This is a genomic window from Adlercreutzia sp. CNCM I-6216 (genome assembly GCF_977113345.1).
In genome coordinates, this window is the sequence record NZ_CDSBIE010000020.1 from 1 (window position 1) to 21,711 (window position 21,711).

General features: G+C 57.5%; 21 protein-coding genes, 1 tRNA gene and 2 pseudogenes. 17 read left to right on the forward strand and 7 right to left on the reverse strand.

Going from position 1 to position 21,711, the window contains the following annotated elements:
* From ACYVRU_RS11655 to ACYVRU_RS11665, 3 genes and pseudogenes are all read left to right on the forward strand, one after another.
* Nucleotides 1-518: pseudogene (locus tag ACYVRU_RS11655) on the forward strand (ParB/RepB/Spo0J family partition protein); the annotation flags it as partial.
* On the forward strand, nt 508-1,701 hold the full coding sequence (locus ACYVRU_RS11660; protein ID WP_139912825.1) for a helix-turn-helix domain-containing protein: 1,194 nt from the start codon (nt 508-510) through the stop codon (nt 1,699-1,701). The pseudogene ACYVRU_RS11655 and the gene ACYVRU_RS11660, both read left to right, overlap by 11 nt.
* A gap of 263 nt (nt 1,702-1,964) precedes the next feature.
* Nucleotides 1,965-2,177: a hypothetical protein gene (locus ACYVRU_RS11665; RefSeq protein ID WP_139912824.1), complete on the forward strand. Its 213-nt coding sequence runs from the start codon at nt 1,965-1,967 to the stop codon at nt 2,175-2,177.
* Between the two features lie 46 nt (nt 2,178-2,223).
* Here ACYVRU_RS11665 and ACYVRU_RS11670 read toward each other — a convergent pair whose 3' ends face one another.
* Nucleotides 2,224-2,640, reverse strand: a complete 417-nt coding sequence (locus tag ACYVRU_RS11670) for a helix-turn-helix domain-containing protein (RefSeq protein WP_461186176.1) — start codon at nt 2,638-2,640, stop codon at nt 2,224-2,226.
* A gap of 458 nt (nt 2,641-3,098) precedes the next feature.
* On the opposite strand from ACYVRU_RS11670, the gene ACYVRU_RS11675 reads away from it, so the two are divergent.
* Together ACYVRU_RS11675 and ACYVRU_RS11680 are read left to right on the forward strand one after the other, a co-directional pair.
* Nucleotides 3,099-3,662 carry a transposase gene (locus tag ACYVRU_RS11675; RefSeq protein WP_461186177.1) on the forward strand — a complete coding sequence of 188 codons (564 nt, stop codon included), beginning with the start codon at nt 3,099-3,101 and terminating at the stop codon, nt 3,660-3,662.
* A 180-nt stretch (nt 3,663-3,842) separates the two neighbouring features.
* Nucleotides 3,843-4,649, forward strand: a complete 807-nt coding sequence (locus ACYVRU_RS11680; RefSeq protein ID WP_461186178.1) for a hypothetical protein — start codon at nt 3,843-3,845, stop codon at nt 4,647-4,649.
* Between the two features lie 111 nt (nt 4,650-4,760).
* On the opposite strand, the pseudogene ACYVRU_RS11685 reads toward ACYVRU_RS11680, so the two are convergent.
* A pseudogene (locus tag ACYVRU_RS11685) lies at nt 4,761-5,138 on the reverse strand (ABC transporter ATP-binding protein); the annotation flags it as partial.
* Between the two features lie 467 nt (nt 5,139-5,605).
* Between ACYVRU_RS11685 and ACYVRU_RS11690 the strand changes: the two are divergent.
* The 7 genes from ACYVRU_RS11690 (at nt 5,606) to ACYVRU_RS11720 (ending at nt 14,242) form a co-directional block, all read left to right on the forward strand.
* Nucleotides 5,606-6,055 carry a hypothetical protein gene (locus ACYVRU_RS11690; protein WP_461186179.1) on the forward strand — a complete coding sequence of 150 codons (450 nt, stop codon included), beginning with the start codon at nt 5,606-5,608 and terminating at the stop codon, nt 6,053-6,055.
* Nucleotides 6,056-6,090: 35 nt separating this feature from the next.
* On the forward strand, nt 6,091-10,281 hold the full coding sequence (locus ACYVRU_RS11695) for a DUF7601 domain-containing protein (protein ID WP_461186180.1): 4,191 nt from the start codon (nt 6,091-6,093) through the stop codon (nt 10,279-10,281).
* A gap of 238 nt (nt 10,282-10,519) precedes the next feature.
* On the forward strand, nt 10,520-10,714 hold the full coding sequence (locus tag ACYVRU_RS11700; protein ID WP_461186181.1) for a hypothetical protein: 195 nt from the start codon (nt 10,520-10,522) through the stop codon (nt 10,712-10,714).
* Nucleotides 10,715-10,753: 39 nt separating this feature from the next.
* Nucleotides 10,754-10,981 (forward strand): hypothetical protein, encoded by a 228-nt coding sequence (locus ACYVRU_RS11705; protein ID WP_461186182.1) that lies wholly within the window; start codon nt 10,754-10,756, stop codon nt 10,979-10,981.
* A 475-nt stretch (nt 10,982-11,456) separates the two neighbouring features.
* Nucleotides 11,457-12,458: a transposase gene (locus ACYVRU_RS11710; protein WP_461186183.1), complete on the forward strand. Its 1,002-nt coding sequence runs from the start codon at nt 11,457-11,459 to the stop codon at nt 12,456-12,458.
* 434 nt (nt 12,459-12,892) lie between these two features.
* Entirely contained in the window at nt 12,893-13,450 is a 558-nt protein-coding gene (locus ACYVRU_RS11715; RefSeq protein WP_461186184.1) for a hypothetical protein, read from the forward strand.
* A gap of 357 nt (nt 13,451-13,807) precedes the next feature.
* Nucleotides 13,808-14,242: a YraN family protein gene (locus ACYVRU_RS11720; RefSeq protein ID WP_461186185.1), complete on the forward strand. Its 435-nt coding sequence runs from the start codon at nt 13,808-13,810 to the stop codon at nt 14,240-14,242.
* Here ACYVRU_RS11720 and ACYVRU_RS11725 read toward each other — a convergent pair.
* Entirely contained in the window at nt 14,239-16,206 is a 1,968-nt protein-coding gene (locus ACYVRU_RS11725; protein WP_461186186.1) for a P-loop NTPase fold protein, read from the reverse strand. The genes ACYVRU_RS11720 and ACYVRU_RS11725 overlap by 4 nt on opposite strands.
* Before the next feature lie 485 nt (nt 16,207-16,691).
* Here ACYVRU_RS11725 and ACYVRU_RS11730 point away from each other — a divergent pair, with 485 nt between their 5' ends.
* Entirely contained in the window at nt 16,692-16,871 is a 180-nt protein-coding gene (locus tag ACYVRU_RS11730; protein ID WP_461186187.1) for a hypothetical protein, read from the forward strand.
* Between the two features lie 28 nt (nt 16,872-16,899).
* Nucleotides 16,900-17,205: a hypothetical protein gene (locus tag ACYVRU_RS11735; RefSeq protein ID WP_461186188.1), complete on the forward strand. Its 306-nt coding sequence runs from the start codon at nt 16,900-16,902 to the stop codon at nt 17,203-17,205.
* Nucleotides 17,206-17,247: 42 nt separating this feature from the next.
* Here ACYVRU_RS11735 and ACYVRU_RS11740 read toward each other — a convergent pair whose 3' ends face one another.
* Nucleotides 17,248-17,982 carry a hypothetical protein gene (locus tag ACYVRU_RS11740; RefSeq protein ID WP_461186189.1) on the reverse strand — a complete coding sequence of 245 codons (735 nt, stop codon included), beginning with the start codon at nt 17,980-17,982 and terminating at the stop codon, nt 17,248-17,250.
* Between the two features lie 172 nt (nt 17,983-18,154).
* Entirely contained in the window at nt 18,155-18,277 is a 123-nt protein-coding gene (locus ACYVRU_RS11745) for a hypothetical protein (RefSeq protein ID WP_461186190.1), read from the reverse strand.
* 98 nt (nt 18,278-18,375) lie between these two features.
* Between ACYVRU_RS11745 and ACYVRU_RS11750 the strand changes: the two genes are divergently transcribed.
* Nucleotides 18,376-18,450 (forward strand) — tRNA-Gly (locus tag ACYVRU_RS11750).
* Nucleotides 18,451-18,577: 127 nt separating this feature from the next.
* Nucleotides 18,578-19,663 (forward strand): hypothetical protein, encoded by a 1,086-nt coding sequence (locus tag ACYVRU_RS11755; RefSeq protein WP_461186191.1) that lies wholly within the window; start codon nt 18,578-18,580, stop codon nt 19,661-19,663.
* A 542-nt stretch (nt 19,664-20,205) separates the two neighbouring features.
* On the opposite strand, the gene ACYVRU_RS11760 is transcribed toward ACYVRU_RS11755, so the two are convergent.
* Together ACYVRU_RS11760 and ACYVRU_RS11765 are read right to left on the reverse strand one after the other, a co-directional pair.
* The gene (locus ACYVRU_RS11760) at nt 20,206-20,421 is read right to left on the reverse strand and encodes a hypothetical protein (protein WP_418379624.1); all 216 of its coding nucleotides are present in this window, start codon (nt 20,419-20,421) and stop codon (nt 20,206-20,208) included.
* A gap of 85 nt (nt 20,422-20,506) precedes the next feature.
* Entirely contained in the window at nt 20,507-20,689 is a 183-nt protein-coding gene (locus tag ACYVRU_RS11765) for a helix-turn-helix domain-containing protein (RefSeq protein WP_198161007.1), read from the reverse strand.
* Between the two features lie 352 nt (nt 20,690-21,041).
* Here ACYVRU_RS11765 and ACYVRU_RS11770 point away from each other — a divergent pair, with 352 nt between their 5' ends.
* On the forward strand, nt 21,042-21,341 hold the full coding sequence (locus ACYVRU_RS11770; RefSeq protein WP_461186192.1) for a hypothetical protein: 300 nt from the start codon (nt 21,042-21,044) through the stop codon (nt 21,339-21,341).
* Nucleotides 21,342-21,711: the final 370 nt, after the last annotated feature.

Sequence of the window (21,711 nt, forward strand, 5' to 3'; positions counted from 1 at the left end):
TCCGCAGCGACCTCTCTTGTGCGCAACTTGCGCACAAGACGGGCGGCAGGAAGTCAAGAGATATCTTGGCTGAAGAGCTGGGCGTTAGCAAGGATATGATCCGACGCTACATCCGCCTTACCAATCTCATACCGGAACTGCTTGCTCTTGTGGATACAGGACGCATGAAGATGCAGCCAGCGATAGCGATCAGCTACCTCAAAGAAGCCGAGCAGCAATGGCTCCTCGAAGCGATCGGGTCCCAAGCCTGCACGCCGTCCCATGCCCAAGCCGTCAAGATGCGCCGCTATTCGGAAGAAGAGACCCTAACGGCAACCCTTGTCCAATCGATCATGGAAGAGGAGAAACCCAACCAGGTCGAACAGTTCAAGATACCCAAGAAGAGCATCTCGCGCTTCTTCAAACAAGGTATGACCAATGAGGATATGAATGTGCGCATCATCAAAGCCTTGGAGCTGCTTGAAGCAGCTGAGGCGAAGCGCGATTGGCTGGCCGAGGAAGAGGTGCATGATGGGTAACATGATGCACCGTGGGAAAGGATCGTTCACCCACGTCGAGAACACGGTCTTCTTCGATCACACCCTAAGTCTCAAGGCCAAAGGAATCTACTGTCAGATCCGCTCGCTTGAGAACAACCCGGAATGGGTCTTCACCATTCGCGGCTTCGCAACGCTCGTTAAGGATGGAGTGGATGCCGTGACGGCTGGGCTCAAGGAGTTGGAGGGTGCTGGTTACATAATCAGGGCGAGGCGACGAAGCGAGAACGGACGTTTCCTCAAGGCCGAGGAGGCCACATGGATCACGCTCGATGATCCAGCAATGTACGTGAACGTAGCTGCCGAATTGAAGGAGGAAGGATACGCGATCCTCTCCGAATTCAAGCACGACCCTGCCAGCAACGTGGAGTTCGAGTTGGAGAGTGGTCTTCCTGCTGAGGGCAAAGATGACCCCGAGAACGACCAGGTCAGCACCAGAACGGGAAAATCCGTATCTGGAAATCCCGTATCTGGGAAAACCATATCTGGGAAATCAGACCCAATAAATTACTTATCCGATAAACAGACTGATGAAGATAAACCCTTCTCTTGTCCCCCCAAAGCCGAGCCAGAGTCAGACCGCAAAGAGGAGAAGGGTGATTTTGCAGCTTTCAGGAAGGGAGAGTTCGCGGAGCCTTTCGAGGAGCTGTGCGAGATGTCCATCAAGCCGGTCTCCTCGCTCAAGTTCAAACGCGATTGCTTTGAGGCATGGAAGCGAAAGATTGCAGACGGCTACACGCCAGAGCAGATAATCCACGCTTACGACGCCTATGCGAAGGCCTATTGGATGAGGAATGCGGACGACAAGAAGCTTGCGAAGAACCTCATTCGCTGGCTTGAAGGAGAGGGCGGCCTCGAAGCTTTTGCTGACGAGCCGATACCGCCGAGCCTTCTCGGGCATGACGGCAAGCCGCTTACCATGGAGGAGCTTGCCGATGCTGACCCGGATTTCGCGCCTCTCTGGAACAGGCTCAAAAGTGCTCGCTGCGTCGTGCTCTCGCTCATGATCGCCGAGGCGGAAGAGCGGCCTTCGCAAGAGGAACTGGATGCAGCATGCGACAAAGACAGGCAATTCCAGCGATGCCTGGCAAAGTGCAGAGAACGATACGAGAGGTACCTGAAGCTCTTCGAGCTATTCAACGAGAAGTGTCCAGATAGTGATTAATCAATGTTTTCGGCTTCCGTATAGCCATGCATTCCGTGTCGCTTGGTGCACCCGAAGCGCATCGGCAAGCCAATCGGGAATATAATTGATAGGTCACGCTAACTGAATACGTACACCAAATACCGGACAGAGGGGCATCTGCCGTATTGGGTATTTGGTGTACATTTCCCAACAGCGTGACAACTGAGGTGGATGCCTCTCTTTTTGAGGACAACGGCTACCATCTTTTCTAATGGTTGGAGGGAAGAAAAGGGTACGGCTAGATGGCAACCGAGAAAGACTATTCGATATCCGCCAGTGCGGTCAACGCTGTGGTCGAGTCGGCCGAGAAGATAGAAGGTGCAGCCTCGTTGCTCCTTTTGCTGGAGGAGAAAGCTAGGGATGATGGCACCGTCGCATCACCAGAGCTGGCAGCTATAAGAAGCATCCTTGAAAGCTGCGCAAAAGACCTAAATGATGCGTTCCAAGAAGTTTAAGTGTTCGACCGAGCAGCCCAAACCGAGCTGATCGGCTTCTCTTCTCTTAGAACTTCCTCTTCCAGGCATCGTATTCCTCCTGGGTAATCTCGCCCGTTATCAAGCGGTGACGGATCTCGCCCCATGCGCCTATCACCTCAACCGTCTTCTGGGCGTTCTTCGCCTTCGGATCGATCCAGAGGCCGCCGTCGCACATGTCGGGGACAAGCCCGAACTCGTCTTCAAGCTGGAGCAGCGCTCCCACCAAGTCCCTCGCGCTCTCGATCTTATGGTCTTCGAGCATCTTCGGCGACACGTCGAGGGCTCGGGCGATCTTCTTCAGCTGGTCCTCGCCGGGCGTGCGTATCCCGCTCTCGTAGTGGCGGATCGCGCCCTCGGTCATGCCGACCTTCTCCGCGAGCCCCACGACGCTCAAACCCTGCGCCTTCCGGTGCTTCCTTATATTCTCGCCGACCGTTGCCATGCGCACCCGCCTCCCTTAAGCCTTACCATGCTTGTCATTATCGTACAAATCCGTACTGAAGGGTCGCAGCAAAAGGCAGCGCGTCCCCGATGTTCGCGGAGGCACCATAAGGGTTGCAATCTTATGACCGCATGCTCGTACGTACCGACATCCCCTAATGCGTCATATGCAACTGTTGTAATGATTCTTGAATCACCGTATCTCTCTTCTGCATCAGTATGCTTTGCGTGTTTTGCCGGCGCGCCTTTCAAATGATGATTATCCGAGAGATGCGCATCCGTTGAGGGCGAAGCGATGGGTTCTGCAGAATCAGATTGCACCAAGAAGCGTTGCGCCATTGCCAGCATTGAGAACAGCCTTTGCTTTTGGGGACATGAGGCAAAAGTCGACTCGCTCTGGCCAAGAACCGACCCACCCGCCTCGCCCAATGCGGGTGGGTCGGTGGGAGCGAGGTCGTCGTGGTCATCTCGAAAACCGGCTGCGGGAAGAGCTACGTGATCCAGGCAATCGGCAACGCGACGCGCCGTAGGCTGATACCGGTGCGCTACACGCGCCTCGCCGACTTGCTAAGAAGAAGGGGGTTGAGCAGCGGTACCAGAACAGCTTACTTGCGGTACCGCTTTTTGCTGATTAGCGGTGCCAAGCCAGGTGATCGACGGTACCGCGAGAGGTTATTACTCACCATCGAGGAGGTGTTCCCCGGCGCGGCCTGGCAACGCTGCATCGTTCGCCTGGAGCGCAACGTGTGCGCGCCGGCCCGCAACAGGCGCGAGCGGGCGCTCCTGGGCTCGGTGATGAGGACGATGTTCGAGGAGGCGGACGAGGATTGGGCGGCGAGGCGCTGGTTCGCCGAGGAGTCGATATCGGAGGCCTACGAGGACAGAAGCCGTTGGAAGTCGGGAAGAGCCGCGTCCTTCGATGGCGCGGCGGCGGAGCACGCGTCCAGGATAATAGCGCTGGTGATGGCGGACGGGGGGCGCAGCGAGGAAGGCGGCGTAGACGATGGTGCAGAATGGCAGTAGCTCTAGGGATGGTTTGATCTTCTCAGACGGCCTTCGGCCGCCCTCGCAGATCGAATCGCTACACCAACATTAGGGACACGATCGTCCATCAGCACCGATGACGACCGCAAGAAGAAGGGCCGACGCCCATGGACGGACCGCGCAACGTTCGCCGCGTGGACGTAAAGAAGCATCGACGCGATGGCGGCAAACGGCGGGCCGCACGATTTCGCCACGCTGCCTTGGGCGGAAGACATCGCGAAGCGCGCGCCATATCTCCGAGCGCAGAATTGCATGATGCAGGCCATAGGGCCCTGCGATTTCAGCCCCGCCGAACTGGCTCGATTCGCCGAAGACCCGAAGCAATGGGGGTTGCGCAGCGGCTGGGTGTCGGAGGGCGCCCCGAAGCGCGAGCCCATGCCCGCCCTCGGCGAGCTGATGCGAGCCGCGGAACTCATCTGCGGCCCCGACGGCGCGGACATCGCCGGCCTGCTGCAAAGGTTCGCCGCCGCATGGGATGCGTACCAGACGGAAGTCCAGCAGGTATTCAGCCTCTGGAAAGGATGGATGGGTCCCAGGGCGAAATCGGCACCCGAGCGCGACTTCGGCCTGGAGATGCTTGCCGCCTATGCCGATCTGCACGAGGCGTGCCGGCAAGCGCTGCCCTCCGTCGAACGGATGACGAAAACCATCGCGGCCTTCGCGCGCATCGCGGGCAGATACGGCAGCGGCAAGCCGTTTCAATCTGGATTCCTTCCGGCGCTCGACGTCCTTTCACCCCAAGAGCACGAGCGGCGCAGGCTGCAAAGCCAGGCCGCCCGCGACGCTCGGGGTGAGCGCGGCGGTTCCTTCGATCTGGGGCGATCCGCACAGGTCGCCTTCGATGAGGAACCGTATTGCGCCATAGGGACCTTCGACGATTACATCCGCAACCCGTGGCGCTATCCGCCCGATTTCTTCGACCGCCACGTCCCCTGGGAAAACGATCCGTCCAATAGAACTTCTTGAAAGTGAGGGGCGCATCCGCGACAGACCGAGGCGATGCGTCGGGGCGCCCGGGAACGGACCGGGCAGGGCGGCTCAGCCGCAATCCGACAGGATGCCGTCGCGAATCAGGCATCACCGGTCGGCGCACGCTGCAACCGCAGGATCGTGGGTGATCATGATGATGGTGTTGCCCGCCTCGTTCAGCTCCCGGAACAACGCCAGGATCTCCGCACCCGTGGCGGAATCCAAAACCCCTGTAGGTTCGTCCGCCAACAGCAGCGAAGGCGAAGCGACCAGAGCCCGCGCTATGGCCACCCGTTGCTGTTGGCCGCCAGAAAGCTCGCTGGGCTTATGGCGGACGCGGTCTTCAAGCCGCATCTGCCCGATGCGCTCCATCGCCAACCGCTCGGCGCGGTCTCGCGGAATCCCCCTGATGAGCAGGGGCAGAATCACATTCTGCAACACGGTGTATTGGGGAATGAGATGGTATTTCTGGAAAACAAAGCCGAGGTGCTCCTGCCAGCATCAGGGCAAACAGGCCGCAAACGACCGCACGTGCGATTTTCCCCATTGTCTTCTCCAATCTTCTTCGCTTTTCTGACGAAAAATGCCCGATGAAAGCCTTGTTTGTTAAAATGCGACATAGCATAGCTACTGCAAAAACAGTCCAGGGAGACAAGGTGTTGGCCTTGAGCCCTGAGCATTCGAAGGGAGGTTGACATGGAAGCATATTGCATGAAGTGCAAGAAGCAGGTTGGGTTAAGGATCCTCAAGAAATCGTTGCCAAGAATGGCCCCCCCGCATGGTGAAGGGCACCTGCTCCGTTTGCGGTACCAAGGTGAACAAGTTCCTACCTACCAAGAGATTGGATGCCGTAAGCACATACGATGCGATGTAGAGAGCCGCGGAAAGATACAGAGCAAATCAACTGGATTAGCGCTCTCGAAACGTAAGGCAATAGCAAGTGGGAAGTCTTGGTGTTCGGCATGATGCAAAAACGGAATAGGGTAAATCAAACGGCGATCGGATCGAACGGACGGAGCTCTTTGCGCAACGCAATGTTGCTTGTCGTGGGCATTGTTCTTTGTACCGCGCTGCTATGCGTGGGCACGGTAAACGCATCGGCCGACGAGACTGCCGATTCTTCTGCTTCGAAATCTGCAAGTCAGGCAGCCGACTCTCAAACCGATGCTCAACCTTCCGATACCTACATCACGGATTGGTCTTGGGACGACAAGGACGGCGTCCTCGTTGAATCCGACGGAACGTGGTACCTTGCGCTGTTCGTCGAAGATGCGAAAAACGTTGACGAGGACGATGTGGAAGCCCTTCTGCCCAAGAACATGAGCGTCACCCTCGCAAACGGCGAGAAAACCTCCGTTCTGATCTTGTGGAACGAGGGGAGGGGGTATTCTCTGAGAAGGTAGGATCGCCTCTCGGCGATGGAGGAGATGCCTATCGGATGAAGGCCTCCATCGACGGCTACACCTTGGCGGAGGATGTGCCTGCACCTGCGGTCACGATTCTCTTCGGCGGGGCGGAGGCCTACGCCGAATACCCGGGAACCCGTAAGCCCTTGACGAATGCCGATGACAGCTTCTGGGCTGGCCATCAGGTGCATGGCATCACACCGGCAGGCACCACAGTCAACCTGTTCGACTACGACCCTGAGATCGGCAGTAACGGGAACGACGTCCTGCCAGGCGGAACTGATGCAAGTTTTACAAATCACAGCAACGGTATTAATGATGGCGCCCTGCTGCTCTTCGGCGGCTCTGCCATGCGCGAAGCCGGCTTTTGGAATCTGGGATCGGGCGCCGGCCGTCCTTGGGGCCAAAACAACGTGAACATGAAGGGCATCGTGAAATCCACATTGGAGGACAAGTATCCTTATATCAACCTGGATCAAGCACGTAGTACACTTCAAAATCCGACAGAACCAATAATTGAGGAAGATGGTCTTTGGGGTGATCCGAATCGCAAACTTATGGACATCGCTAATCTAAATCATGCGGAATCCGAAAACGCCGGCGTGAACGCGGCCAGAGCGCTTTCTGCAAAGCTTCTGGAGAGCCGCGGTCTGACGCTAACCGGCAATACGGTCAGCGGCGACTGTGAAAAGGCTTCTCTGCGCTATCTGTTTGATCCGGATACAACAACGGATGGTAAAGAATCCTATCAAAATGTCACCGGTCTGTTCCAAGTAGATGAGGATGGCTACTATTACTACGACGCCCGGAAAAACTTCGCGGAATTTACGGAGAGCCACGCCACGACGAAGGACGGCACGCAAAGCGACGGCTCCTTCACGCTCTACGACGGCCCTGCCGTGTGGCGCACAGACGGCGGCTGGAACAAGGATACCCAGGCGTTCGATGGCGACATGAGCCTGGGCAACTTCTTCCCGTTTAACAGCGCGTCAGAGGTTTTTGACAGCATTCAGACAGAGGACAAGGATGGGAATAAGACCAATATACTCTCCAGCTCCGAAGACATTACAAACGTAGGTAATGAGGTTCGTGCAAACCATTACATGGGCATGACCATGCAGGTGGATTTCACCCAGCCTGAGAACGGAAAGCTGAACATGGGCAGCAACGGCAAGCAGCCTATGGTGTTCCAGTTCTCCGGTGACGATGACGTTTGGGTATTCATCGACGGCGTGCTGGTGCTCGATTTGGGAGGCGTGCACAGCGAGCTATACGGCACCATCGACTTCAGCACCGGCCAGGTCATCACCGGTCAGAGCTGGCGCACCGGCGGATTGCCCGACAACCCCGGCAGCCTTCCGAACGACGAGGAGACCACGCTGTACGATATGTTTGTAGCCGCCTTGGGAAAGGATAAGGCGGATGCGATGCACTGGGTGGAGAATAACGGAAAAAAGATTTTCCCCACCGGCACCGAGCACAGCCTGAAGATGTTTTATCTGGAGCGCGGCAACTACGATTCCAGTTTGCAGATGCGCTTCAACCTCCAACCTCCCCTCATGCACAGCATCAAGAAGGTAGACCAGAACGGCGATGCGCTTGAAGGTGTGGAGTTCGACTTGTACAAGGCGACGGCCAAGAACGGCGAAAGCGTCTATGCTGAGGATTACACCGTCGATGGCGACAAGATTGGTTCGCTGGTGACTGGCAAGGACGGAAAGGCATCGTTCTCCCGTGCCGATGGCTCGCCCTTCAGCTTCACCGACCAGTACCATGCCGACGGAACGCTGCACTACATTCTGAAGGAAACCAAGACGGCTGGCGGCTATCGGGCTTTGCCGAAAGATATCGTGCTGCGGTTCGACCCCAACAACTCCATGCTTATCGTTGCGAACCGCTACCAAACAGGCGCGTACGCCAGCTTCTTCTCGAACATCCGTGAGACGGGACAATTGACGTACGGTCAATTCGACGAGCAAAGCGGCGTCATCGCGTCAAGCAGCACTGAGCTTAGTGCGGAAAGTAAAGAAACGGGACTCATTGTCGCCGTGCCCATGCTGCTGGAAGGGAACATGTCCCACGACGAAGTGGCTAACGACGGAAAGTGGCAGGCGCTCTACGGAAGCAACACGGAGGGCTACGGCGCCGTATCCCCAACAGAGCGCAAGGCCGAGGCGTGGCGCAAAGCTGTGCTGAAGGCCGCTTTGTACCAGGCAAGCGACGAGCGCTGGCCCGAGTGGCACCTTACCTACAACCAGAACACCGGAAAGCTCGAGGGCCTGCTGGAGGACCTTCCTGGGCGCTCGGACCGTTATCTGCTGAACAACGACCAGGGCGACATGAAGATGGTCTACGGCGTCATCGAGCCCAGTGGATTGCAGAAGCTCGGTATCCAAGGCAACACCTCCCAGGAGCTCTACGACGGCCTTGAGCGCTATGTTTCCGATGCGATCGAGGCTGGAGAGAAGTCTGGAAAGACCGCCGACGAGGTGATTGAGGGCATTGTGGCCCAGCTCAGCATCACGGGCGACCTTGGCAGGCGCGATTTCTCGCTCTTGAACACCGATCAGTTCCAACGTGAGTTCCGCTCTATCATCTACATCCCCAACGAGCGCCGCGAGCTGCGCGTTCAGAAGGTCGACCAGAACGGCAAGGGCGTCAACGGCGTGACCTTCACCCTTACCGCCAAGGATGGCTCTACCGTTACGGGTACGACCGCCAACGTGAACGGCCAGGACGGCATGCTGATCTTCAGGCCGGACGCGGGTAAAGAGGACGGTTATGCCCAGATGACATGGGCGGAAGTGGGCTCGGAATACACGCTGGAAGAGACATCTGCGCCAGCAGGCTATACCTTGAACAAAACGAAGGTCCCAGTTGTGGTGGGCATCTATTCCATCTACGCTGATGCTGGTTCCAAGAACGATGGCGTCACCGTCATGGCTGGCGTTGGTAAACTGATGCAGACCATGACCAAGTACGCCGCCGATGACATGGTCAACATCACGTTGCGCGACATTACCGCAATCGCCCAAACGCAGAAGGCCGATTCGTTCAAGATGGACGGCTGGAAGGACGACCTGCTCGAGGGGACGAAGATCCCTCGGAGCATGAACCTGCACTACGGTATGAACGCGGTGGTGGACTACGGCCTGCATGACGAGGATGGCGGGCAGAACATCTACCCGTTCTTCACCACGGACGAAGGCTTCCTGCGCACGCGCGTGGTACAGAACACCGCGGCGCTGCAAGGCAACGGTTCCTATCACGGCAACAACTCCGCCAACTGGGACAACTTGAAAGACAGGGACCTCACCAGCTTGTTCAGCCTGCTGAATACCGTCGTGGTGACCGACACGAAGGATGAGCCTGACAACCCCACGGGGAAGCTGCACATCGGCAAGGTCGTCTCCGGTGACGGCGTGGCAGATGGCGACTACGCCAAGAACTTCACCTTCAGCGTGTCTTTGAAAAATGCTGACGGGTCGGCGCTTGAGGGCAGCTATTACTACTACGGCGAGCAGCGCGCCGGCTACATCACCGACGGCGGCACGCTTTCCCTGCGCCATGACGAAGCGCTGACGGTTCTCGGCTTGCCTGTGGGCACGAAGTGGGAGGTTTCCGAGGTACGGGAAGATGGTTGGAACGTGAAACCGTCTTCCGGCACCGTCAGCGGAGGGATCGAGGCCGATGCAACGGCCAATGCGCTGTTCACGAACTACAAGGGAAAGCTGAAGCTTGGCGATTTGAGTGTCTCGAAGACCGTCAAAGGCAACGCGAGTGACAAGAACAAGGACTTCAACTTCACCGTTACGCTGAGTGACCGAAGCATCGCCGGCACATATGGCGATATGGAGTTCAAGGACGGTGTGGCGAGTTTCACGTTGAGCGACGGCGAGAGCAAGACAGCAACCAATCTGTCATCGGGAATCTCCTACACGGTGGAGGAAGACGACTACTCCAATGAGGGTTACTCGACTTCCAAGACCGGCGATTCGGGCAAGATCTCCGAGGGCGATACCGTCCGTGCATCGTTCATCAACACGAAGGGCGTTGATGATGGAGGTAGTACCGATACGCCTGGTGAGGATAGAGACGGTGAAGGCGAAGGAGGCAGATTACCTCTAACGGGCGACATGCTCCCTCTCGTTCCTTTGGTTTTGATGATGGTGCTTGCGGCTTGTGCAACGGCGATTGCTGCTGTGCGTCTTCGCAAGAATTAGGCGATGTGTATTGGGTCATGCGGCAGAGCCGGCGCGTTACAGGTTTTGGCTGGCTGCTTGTTTAAGCGTTCGTAGCTGCTGAGGTGATCCTGATGGCGAGGCTGGGGGGAGTGTCCCCTTGGCCTCGTTGCGTTTTGCAGGGAGGTGGCACGATGCGGTATCCGATGAGGATCCGCAGGCGTGCAGCGGACTATTTCGAACAAGGCTGCTCGGGGGATACGTTGCGAAAGAGCTCGGTGTGCTCGAAAAGACGGTGAGGAAATGGGGGTATTCCTATCAAGCGCTTGGAAGACAGGCGTTTCTCAAGGGAAATCCCAAAACATATTCCTATACGAAGATCAAGGATAACCAGGGCAATTATGTGACACGTAAGCCTGTTGTGGTTCTCGTTACAGATGGAGAACCTCAACAGTTCATGTCCGAGAATTGGTAGGAGCCAGGACTTACCAGCAGTTATTATTCGGGCAATAATATGGGAAATACCGCTGCGGTTTTCGGCTCTATTTTGACCGGTGCATATTGGAAAAAGAACGTTGATGCCAATTACGGGATTTCCTCGAATGTGTACACTATCGGTGTTGATCTGACTAATCCGAACGGGCAGTACTACCAGACTGTTCTGGATCCAGGGAACGGTCTAAAAAAGGTTGACGGTGTTGACGGTCTTGATGGCATAAAATCTGGTATGGCATCCGATTAAACCGCAGGATATGCCTATAACGCCTGGGAGGCTTACAAAGCGGGGAATCGCGTTAGCCTTCCTGATAGATACGGTAACAGGCATACGTTTAATCATCCCGAGCAGGATGATGTATCCGAAGCCGACTTGAATTATGTGAATAGGTATTTCTTCTCGACTTCAGAAGACCTTGGTGGAATCTTCGATGAGATTATGAGCGAGGTTAGCAACGAAGCCTTCTATGCAACTGCCGAAAGCACAGGCGGACAGCAGAGCGCCGTTATTTACGAGGCTAAATCGGCGAATACATGGAGGTCAAGGACGTTAAGTGAGTATTGCGGCGTCTAAGTAGCACCTGTTTCGCCGTTTCCGTATCGGTGACCATGATGGATGATTCGCGCAATCCGTAGCGTTCGATTCGCAGATGCGTATCGCCTGGCGCCGTCCGTACAATCCGTTACGCCATGTAACCGATCGTACGGAAGGAGTGCGCACCATGGCGAGAAAGATAAGGGCGAAGCTGATCATGGAGCTTCGCGAGCAGGGGCTATCGAGGAGGATGATAGCCAAGACGCGCCGCATGTCGATGGAATCGGTGTGCGAGGTCTTCGACATCGCAGCCGAGCGGAACATCGGCTGGGGTGACGTCAGGGAGATGGCGGACGACGAGGTCTACCGCCTCTTCTACCCGGAAAGGCACGTGCGCGAGAGCGCGTTCGAGGAGCCGGACTGGGAGTACGTCCACAAGGAGATGGCCAGAGTGGGCGTCAACCTGCGGCTGCTCCACGACGAGTACCGGGAGAGGTGCCGCCGAACCGGCAAGGTGGCCATGGGCTACACGAAGTTCTGCGGCGACTACGGCGGCTGGACGGTCGCCAACAGCCTCACGAAGCGCATCGAGCACAAGGCCGGCCAGTCCTGCGAGGTGGACTGGTCCGGGCCGACGCTCGGCAGGGGGCTCGTCGACCCGATCACCGGCGAGGTATCCAAGGTCTACCTGTTCGTCGGCGTGCTGCCGTTCAGCCAGAAGGCCTACTTCGAGCCGACGCCGGACATGAGGGAGCGGACCTGGCTCCGCTGCCATGTGCATATGTACGAGTTCTGGGGAGGCGTGCCGGAGCGGACCGTCTGCGACAACCTCAAGACCGGCGTCACCAAGCACCCGCGCGAGGGCGAGATCGTGCTCAACGACGCCTACGAGGCGCTCGGCGAGCACTACATGACCGCCATCCGTGCCGTCTACGCAGACAAGGCCATGGAGGACGCCGGGTTCCTGAGCCAGCTCGACTTCAGGACCCCTGTGCGCGAGGGCGACCTCTACGCCATCGTGTTCGGCGACATGGTGTTTACCGGGCTCGACCCCGAGACGGGAGGAAGCCGCGACATCTCACCCGAGGAGCGCGAGCGCGTCCGCGAGCGCTTCGGCGGCGCGGAGTCCATCGACTCGGGCGCGAGCGAGCTTCTGTCCGTTGCCCTTGCAGGCAGGCTCCGCCGATGAAGTGCCCCGAACGGGCGACGCCGCTCCCAAGACCGCCTCCTGGTATCAGCCCCTCCCTCCAGGTGCATCCACCTTGGGCGCAGGCTGCACGGGACGGTGCCCTGGTGCAAGGGCCGCGAAAAACCTTCCGCTGAAAGAACACGCTCGTGACCGGAAGCTCAGGCCTGCGGTTTTCGCTTCCCCCCTTGCACCCGAACGCCCTCCCGAGCGGTCGCCGACCCAAGGAGGCGCCCCGAAAGGAGGGGCGCCGCGAACATCAGGAGGTCATCATGTGAAATCGAGCCGTCATCACCACGCCCGAGCGCAAGGTCGGCATCTACCTGCACTGGAACGGAGGGCGCGACACCATCGAGCCGCTGCTCAAGTACTGCGAACTGCAGGGCTATAGGCCGCCGAGCTCGGACGAGTACGGCCTCGCCCGCATCTGCCAGGTGATGGGCAACTTCTTCGGAGGCTCCCTCTCGCTCGGTGTCGGCGCCTACACCACTGATCGGCAGATGGACCCCGGCGACAACGGTATCTACATCGTCGAGGGGTGGCGCATCGCAGAGCACCTGCGGACGGAGTACGATGCGGATTGGAACCCCATCGGGATGCGCTCGTTCGGGCCATCCGAGGAGGAGGACTGGCACCAGTTCGACGACATGCTCCGCAGCTTCGACGCTTCCATGCCCGAAGAGCTTCGCCTCGGCGAGTTCCTGGACTCGGTAGAGGTCCCGGCAAGCGAGCTTCAGGTCGGCGACGAGGTGTGGATGTTCGACAGCGTGTACGGCAGGTGGGAATCCTTCCCGGTCGTCGGCTTCGGGCAGCCGAGCGGCAATCGCATCGCGGTCGAGGTTGATGCCCCGAATGGCAGGAAGAAGGTCGTCTATCCCGACCTGCCATATGTTGCTCATTACGACCACGACGGCGACTTCTCGTGGAACTGCAACAACTACGTCCACGGCGGCATAGCCCGCATCCGCCCGCGAAATGAGCAAGTCGCAGCCTAAGCGCTCGCAACTCCATCGAAGCCCGTCGGCCATCCGGTCGGCGGGCTTTCCCTTTGCCTCTCTTGCTCTAGCTTGCGTGAAGCCTCTCTCCTTCATTGCCCTTCATCTCGTATGGCCAACAACCTCCGCATCCGGTCGGCCCCTCCCGCCTCTGATCCCGCATGCTCGCCGAGAACCGCGCGCCCGCGCAAGGGCCGCGAAAACTTTTCCGTAGGGAGCGCTCCTTCCAAGGCCTCCGGAAAACTCAAGCCCTTCGGGGTTTCGCTTCCTCCCTTGCGCGGCTGCCCGAACCTCGGACGGCAGACGGGCCACGAGGCGGGGCAGAGGGCCCGGCCGGCAAGACTTAGGAGGTCTACCATGAGCAATCTGAACGACAAGGCGACGAAGGCGGCGAGCCGCTACCTGGAGCACCGCGGGTACACCGTGCTGGAAACCGCCTGGAAGTGCCCAGCTGGGACGTGCGGCGTAATCGCCGAAGACGGAGGCGCCATCGTGTTCGTGGACGTGAGTGCGCGGCGCGACGGCGGCAAAGGGTTCCCGACCGAGCGGTGCGGCGCAGGCGTGCGGGAGCGCCGGGAGATGGTCGCCCTCGCATGGTTCGCCGAGCACGAGGAGGCCGTGGACGTGTCGATTCGCTTCGATAACATCGCGATGCTCGTCATGGGCGACAGCCGAGCAATGATTCGCCACCACCTGAACGCCCTCGGTGAATCCTTCGAGCGGCTGCAGCCGCGAGCCGTAGCGAATATCCCCACCGGGGCCGACCTGCAGACCCTCCCGGAGGCCGCTTAGGCCTCCTGGCCTCCGTCGTGAGGGGCGAGCTCTCCGGCTTTCGGGCCGGAGAGCTCTTCTTGTTGGCTCTCTCTCGACACGCCTAGCATTTCCCAGACGTTCTCCCTGATCCATCCCAGGACATCTTTGTTTGCCACTTCTCCTGTCGAAGATGGCTCGATAGCATCAGCAAATGCGCGGAGCCATTCGCGCACCTCTCCGCCATCGTCCGTATATAGCATCGCTTTCACCTTTGCAGACAGAATTGCCGAATGCACTTCATGGATGCCCTCGTTGGTGCAGCCAACAAGCTTCTTAGCCGCAAGCTCCGGACTCAAAGATGTCAGCACATATGCGCTCCTTGTCAGACCTCGTTCGCCGTTAATGATGGCGATGATGTCGCTGGGGCGACAGTTTTCCTGTCTCTCCAATACCGCCCGGGCCGCCTCAACGCTAGAAGACAGAGACTTCCGGCAGATATATTCCCGAAGCTCATCTATGGCCCCAACCCTTTCCATACTTTCCGGGAAACCCCCGGATTGCCAACAGATGCTCCCATGCTCGACAGAGCTTAGCGCAGCTTCAGGCTCAACATCTATCGCCTGCTTCATCTTGGAAATGATATCTTGCGCCTTGACGCCCAGATCGGGCATACATTTCTGAATCTCTTCAAGAGTTTCCAGGGCATCGCGGTATCGGTCAAAGCTGAGGCCGCCTTTGGATGGTGGGATAATCGAAGAAGCTATATCCTCCGCAATAACGGGGATATCTGAGTTCTCGAACGCGCGATGTTGCCATCTCGATATAGAGGCATCGGCTCTTTGGGCCACAGCTCCCTCGGGATGATATGCCAGCTGGAATTCTCTGAGTTCCGCCATTATGACTTCGCTGTCAGCAACCTGCCCGTATTTCAGATATCCCTCGATGAAAGGGAGAGCAGCGAGCCCTTCGCTTGCGGATGCTTCCATGAAATGCTTTACGAAAGACCGCTCGGACGAATCATCCTGACTTGTTTCACCATTTCCGCCGAGCATGTCGTCATGGGCAACCTTGCTCGACAATGCGAGGATGTTCTGTAGAGTCGCTATGCGACGTGGATCATCGCAAGAACCCTTAAAGTACTGTGTGTTTTCCAGCACATCGCATATTGACATAGCCCGCTTTAACAGTCTTACATTGCTTTGGCCGCGCCTCAGTATTGATGCCAGGCATCCGTTTATCACATCGAAGGCTTCGCCTTCTTTGCATCCTAGCAAACTCTCTAAACGTTCCCGGAAGAGTTCGTGTGTCAATGCTCGCATATCGGGCTCAAACGGGTATACGCGCCAAACTAGCTTTTCCTTAGCGGTGAGGTATGCCCAACCCGCACTCTCGCACCCATCATTTGCAATATGTTTGCGGCGAAGCTCCTCTTCGTTGGCGAGCAAGATCACCTTCCGCCCTTGAGATTCGATCATTGCATCCATCAGTCCTAGAAGCCTTGTTTCGCCTAAGAGGCATCGCTCTAAGTCATCGAAAACAATGACCTTATCCTTGCCGAGCAGCAACTCTATAAGGCTTCTCGCTTCAACGCTCAATTGAATCCCGGCTTTACTCATTTGTCCTTTTATCGCCGACATGCCAATGTCTTTGCTAATGCGCTTGAAGCGAGATGCGCCCTTGGGCTTTCTTTCCCTTCTCCGAAGAAGTCGCTGCCTAAGCCTCTCCATAAACTTGTCACTATCGGCGAGGCAATTGCGGATGTCAGATTCTTTCGATAAAAAGATAGCCGACAGAAGCCGATCGTAGAAAATGTCTTCGGAAGTTATTCCGAACATCGAGACCCGAACGATATGCCACCCGTCAGTTGCGATTTCATGTCTTAGATTGTTTTCGACATAATACGTCTTGCCGCATCCCCATGGGCCAGTGACCATGATGGCGTAGTTATCGCTATCGTCTTTAAGATACCGTTTGATTGCCTGAGTTAGTTCTTCTTCTTCCAATCCACGCTCCTTAGCGCCAAATGCTGCACCTCAAATCATCCTGCTTATTTCACAGCAAAGCAAGAGGCCTATTCCGTGTACACAGCACACGGAATAGCTCTTGGCCTCCGAGCACCATCGCTCGCGAACGATGACCTTTGGCATCGTTTCAGGCGGTATCACCATGAGGACGAAGCTTCCCAAAACGATACGGCGGCAGCGCGGCCTCGGATGCCCTCGGCTACGCTTTGTGCGGGGGATCCCCCGCGCCCCTAGTGCGCAGGCTTCGCCTCCTTGTTCAAACTCGGAAGGGGGGGCAAAGCCCGCGCGATGGAGCGCCATCCCAAACAGATTCACGTGCGCATGTCGGAGGGACGACCTGCGCCCATCCCCAGAAAGCCCGTGGCTAAATCGGGCGTCCATCCCGCCGGAAGCAGGCACCAAGATGATGCAGGGAGACACGCTCGTCAAGACGTTCAGGACAAGCAAAGAGAAGGGTCTGAAAGGTGATAGTCAAGGCTTACTACTCCGGCGGTCGCATCGACGTGTTCGACATCGATCGCATGACCGACGGCGTGCCGCAGCCGGGAAACCTGCTCACCAACTACACCCTCGACCTCTCCGATGTGAACGGAGAGAGCCTGTGGCTCTGCTCCTACTACTACGAGGCGGCCCAAAGCATATAAGGACGAGAAGGGGCCGAAGGACCTTCCCGTGGCCCGCAGGCGCGACGGCTGGAGCTTCCTTCTTGCCGATGTCGAGGATGTGCAGAGGCTCAATCGCCTAACGCTGGATGGAGAGACCGTGCTGGCGCAGATGGCCGGTGAGCTCGTGGACGTGTCGGCGCTGTCGTGGGCATCCGAAGTGGCTGACGCGCTCGCCCCGCAGATCGCGCAGTTTCACCATCTCTTGGAATTAACCGGGGCAGAGAAAGTTGGAGACCTCGGGATACCTGCTAACTTGCTGGAAAACCTCGCGTCTTCCGGCGAATGGGAAGAGGGTCAAGCACCCAGGTTTTAATAATATGAAACAAGTTCATCATCAAAAATGCGTTATGCCGTACTATGAAGTTTGATTTGCCTGCCTCTCCTCGATCTCAGCTACATCCACCTCCTCAAAAGTCCAATAGAACTGATGAGGCCCACCTCTGTTTTCGTCGGTGCGAAACCCAGTTAATTCGTATAGGTATTCTTCTCCAAACTGATTGATGCAAGAAAGATACATTTCAATTCGCGCCAATTCATTTGCAGTTAGAAGTTTCGACACTTCCAGCTCCCCTACTTGAAAACACTGGGCACCTCCTCTGTCCAGAAACGGAATGAGTAGATTCTTGTTTCTCCATTTTGTTTGCCCCTGGTTGTCGATGCCGACTATGCCCGATATGGCAATATCACGAGCAAACGAAGACGAGACGTTCTGTATCTCGAATCTGATTTTGTCTCCTGCACCACTCCGAAACGTTATGTTGAAAGCCGGGCGAAAAGCAAGCCTATTGCGCTCCTCTTCTGCATCGATTCTTCGATTTGTCTCATCACGCAGTAGTTGATTTTGGTGAAGCGTCAAGCATCCAAGAAAGACGGTTCCGAGACACGAGAAAACACCTCCTGCATATCCCAGGAGTTCTCCTGGTGTCCAGCGAGCTTCCAGAAAGCCAACCGGAGCTACATGCTGAAATGCCAGATTTACAAGCAAGGGTGTAAATAGACAAAGAACGACTATTGCCAGCACAACTACAGCGCCTATCGTTGCTGTTGAATCATGGGTGTGCCTTTTATCGTCTTGCGAGTTGTCTTTCACTCTGTCTCCTTAGGATCGTGCCAAACATATCCGTCAATAGCGCTCGAATCGCTGTAATAGACAAGCCGTTTCCATTGTAAGAGGGTTTCGCAATAGCTTGTAGCAAAACGATGAGCGCCCTGCAGATGCGGGGCGCTCGCTTTGGGTGGGGCTTCTATTCGCTATCGCAGGCTCATTCGTCCTTGCCGTCCTCCTCTTCCGAATCCTCCTCCTTCTCTTCGCTTTCGGTCTCATCGTCGGCATGATTGCGGCGCTTCCCGCGCAGCACGGCCAGCGTCGCCGCCAATGCGGCCACGGGTTTGCACGGCTGCGGCTAGGCTCGAGGTTCCGAGATTGTGGATTTACCTTTTGGGTGGAACGAATGGGAGCCAATAGCGTATAATTCAACAGCACGCGGGCGTCGCCAAGTGGTAAGGCCCAAGCTTCCCAAGCTTGTATTCGCGGGTTCGAGTCCCGTCGCCCGCTCCATGAACTTCCCGACCCTGCCTTCCGGCGGGGTCGTTCTGTTTAGTCGGGATATTGCTGGGAGGGCGGATGGCCTCTCTTCGGAGACGGGCTCGCTTGCGGTAAGTTGCTTGCGCGAAACGAGACCCCAATGGATGCAGCCTTCCGATACCTCAAATGGAACGACGATGTCGTCGGCCTCGTCGCGCCCGACTTATCGGTGCGCTTCGCGGAGCCGCGCTTCAACACGACGGTCGGCCTGTACACCCACGGCCAAACGTCCTGGACGCCCGACCAGTTCCTGCAGTTCCTCTCCGAGCGCATCATGAGTCCGGCCCGGCGCGACATAGAGCGCCTCTTGTTCCGTTGCGGCCTGTCGGAGTACGACGTGTTCAAGATCGCCGATGCCACTCGCGCCATCAACCCCCGCGACGAGCTGTGGCTGGCCCCGACCCCCGATGCTTCCATGGCCGAGGCGGCCACGGAGGTCTTCGACGCCATCTTCCTGCAGCGCACCGATGCGGCGGGAGACAGCGTCGATACGCCGGAGGGTGCGAACGTGAAGCGCTACGGGGCGAGCCAGGGCGCCTACGGCATCGTGAAGCAGCGCATCAGCCCGCTTTCCACCGACGTCGAGTCGGAGGTGGCTGCGTCCCTGTTGGCCGAGATGCTGGGCATGCCCTGCTGCCGTGCGTGGCGCTTCGGCGACGACGCGGTGTTCAGCGCATTCGAGTACGATTTCACCTGCGAGTACCTGGTGCACATGCGCCGTTTGTTCGATGGCCCGCGCGGCGAGAACGAGCTGGAGAACCTGCTGGCCGTGCGCCCTCAGTACGCCGACGACCTCTACCGGATGATCGCCTTCGACTTCATCACACGCCAGGACGACCGGCACCTGTCGAACATCGCCGTGCTGGTGACAGAGGGCGGCGAGTCGTTCTACCCGCTCTACGACAACGGGCGCAGCCTCTTCTACGAGGACACCGAGTCCTTCGCGCGGAAAGCCGCCGCCGACCCGCGCGCTTTCGCCACTACTTTCGGCTACGTCGGCACCTACTGGGACCACGCTCGCGACATTGCCGCTAAGGGCGTGCGCTTCGGCGACCTGCTGAACCTCGACGTGGATCCGCGCACCATTCGCGCCCTTCTCGTTGAGGCTGGCTTCACCGATTACCGCCTGGAAGCTGCCACGGAATGGATCATGAACGCGGTGGAATGCCTGAAGTCGCTGGGATGATGAAGGGCGAGCCAAGGGAACCGTTCCTCTGACCTACTCGTGACTTAAAGGTCGAAACTCTCGGGGGCTAGGGCAATCGCTTCTCGGGCGAGTTTCCTCTCGCCCATAGCCGGAGGTAAGCGAAGCCGATGAGGGCGGGCGGAACCGGCGCCGCTGCCTGCGCCGCATAGATTCCGATGAATCCGCAGCCCAAGGGGGCCGCCAGGAGCCAGGCTAGCCCCATCCTCATGATGAAGGCGTCGATGAGAGAGTTCGCAAGGGCCAGCTTCGGCGTGCCCAGCAGGGCGACCCCGAGGGATGCGACGAAAGCGCGGCGCTGCCTTCCAGAAGGGACGGCGCATGATCTGCGGATACTGACATGGAAAGCCTTTCGATGGGGGTGAATACAAAAAGAGAACGGACGCTTGCCCGTTCTCGTGCCCATCGTTCATGTGCGCAAGCCGAAACAACCTGAGGCGGGTTTTCACGGCCGACGATTGCTCAGGCTCTGCTCCGGTCAGCGTCTCGTCCGTATGCTCCCGAAGCCATCCCAATGCAGAGTTTCATGGCTGTTCCTGTCGATATTTGCAAACGCGAGGATTATCCCACCGGGCAAACGTGCTGGCAAGTAGCTGTTGTGCTGCAGTCGCTTTCATGTGCTCAGGAATAACAACGAATGCCGACTGTTGCCTCAGAGCGCTACTTAGCCTTAAATAGCGCAGAATACGGTTGTACAATCCATTGAAATCAGAAGAAAGATCAATCGTGGTGGTCGACATGTCTTCCTCTTTTGATGAAACCTGAAGTATTTTCTTGAGGACGATCGAAAAGCACCGATGGTGAACCAGCAATCGGAAGCTTACGTTAAACATCTATGACCGCGCAGAGGCGGACGAACTCATCGACGTGCATGGAGTGCTGCCCGTTGAGGACGTACCAGAGGCGCTTCCTGCCCACGTCGATCCGGCGGGCGAGCTCGGCCACGCTGATGCTGCGGTCCTGTCGGGCGCGCTCTATCCTCGTGACTATGAGATCGGCCTGGTTCATCCGTCTCCTTGCTCTGAGCTCGCTCCCGGCATCTGGCGCAGGGGCGCGAACCCTTGGAGGTTCTCGAATCGTCGCAAACCGTACCAATTCTCCTGCTACGTATGGGGAAAAGGGCCTACTATAGGGCGGATTGTTCCCATTTTGGGAACACATGAGGGCAACGAAAGGATGTAGCGATGCGGGAGTCACCTGGCTACGTTTGTTCAGGGGTCATCTGAAAAATGCAACCAATTTTGCTCGAACGCCCGTTCCATCACATTTATTGACGTCAGAGACGCGGAGGAAGATGGGCTATGCGAAAAGCATTCGTATTATGATGCAAACATATGCTTGTTGAGAGAAGGATTGCGGCATGGTGGTATCGAAAAGGAAGTCTCTCGCTGGCATAAATGGCATCCCTTTGGAGCAGGACCAATATGCCGACTCCGTCGTGTTTGGGGTCTCCTCGCGCGCATCCATCGCAAGAGGGACAGTAGGCAAGGTGCTGCTCCCTGGCGGGAGAGTCTGGAACGTCGGAAACATCCTGCGCAAACGCGAGTACGGCGGGGAGTTGTTCGGAAGTTTTGTCGTCCACTACTCGCTCAAGGTCGGAGGATCAGAGAAGGACGTCTGGTGGGAAGACGGCAGATGGTTCTCTCGCGAAGGGGCATAAGGTATAAGGCAGAAGACCGAGGTTAACCTTCCCAGATCGGACTGAATTCCCCGCATGGCTTCACAAGATCGTCGGCTATTGTGGCGCGCCCCTTTCGAGGACGCGCCACGAAACACTTTTGCTCGACCCCCGTACGGCAGACGAGCTCGGTCATACCAGCACTTCGGGTCATAGCCTGAAGGTCGTTGGCTCGAATGCAGCCCTCGCGACCAATAAAACACCAGGTCGGAACGTAATCTCTGACCATGTTTATTCTCTTGAGCAGCTCTATGGGGGTGCGGACAAAAAGTTGGACACTCCGGTGTCCGGATTGGAGTCCGCATGTACCCGTTGGAGACCAGGGAGCTCGCCGTGGAGGCCGTCGCGGCGG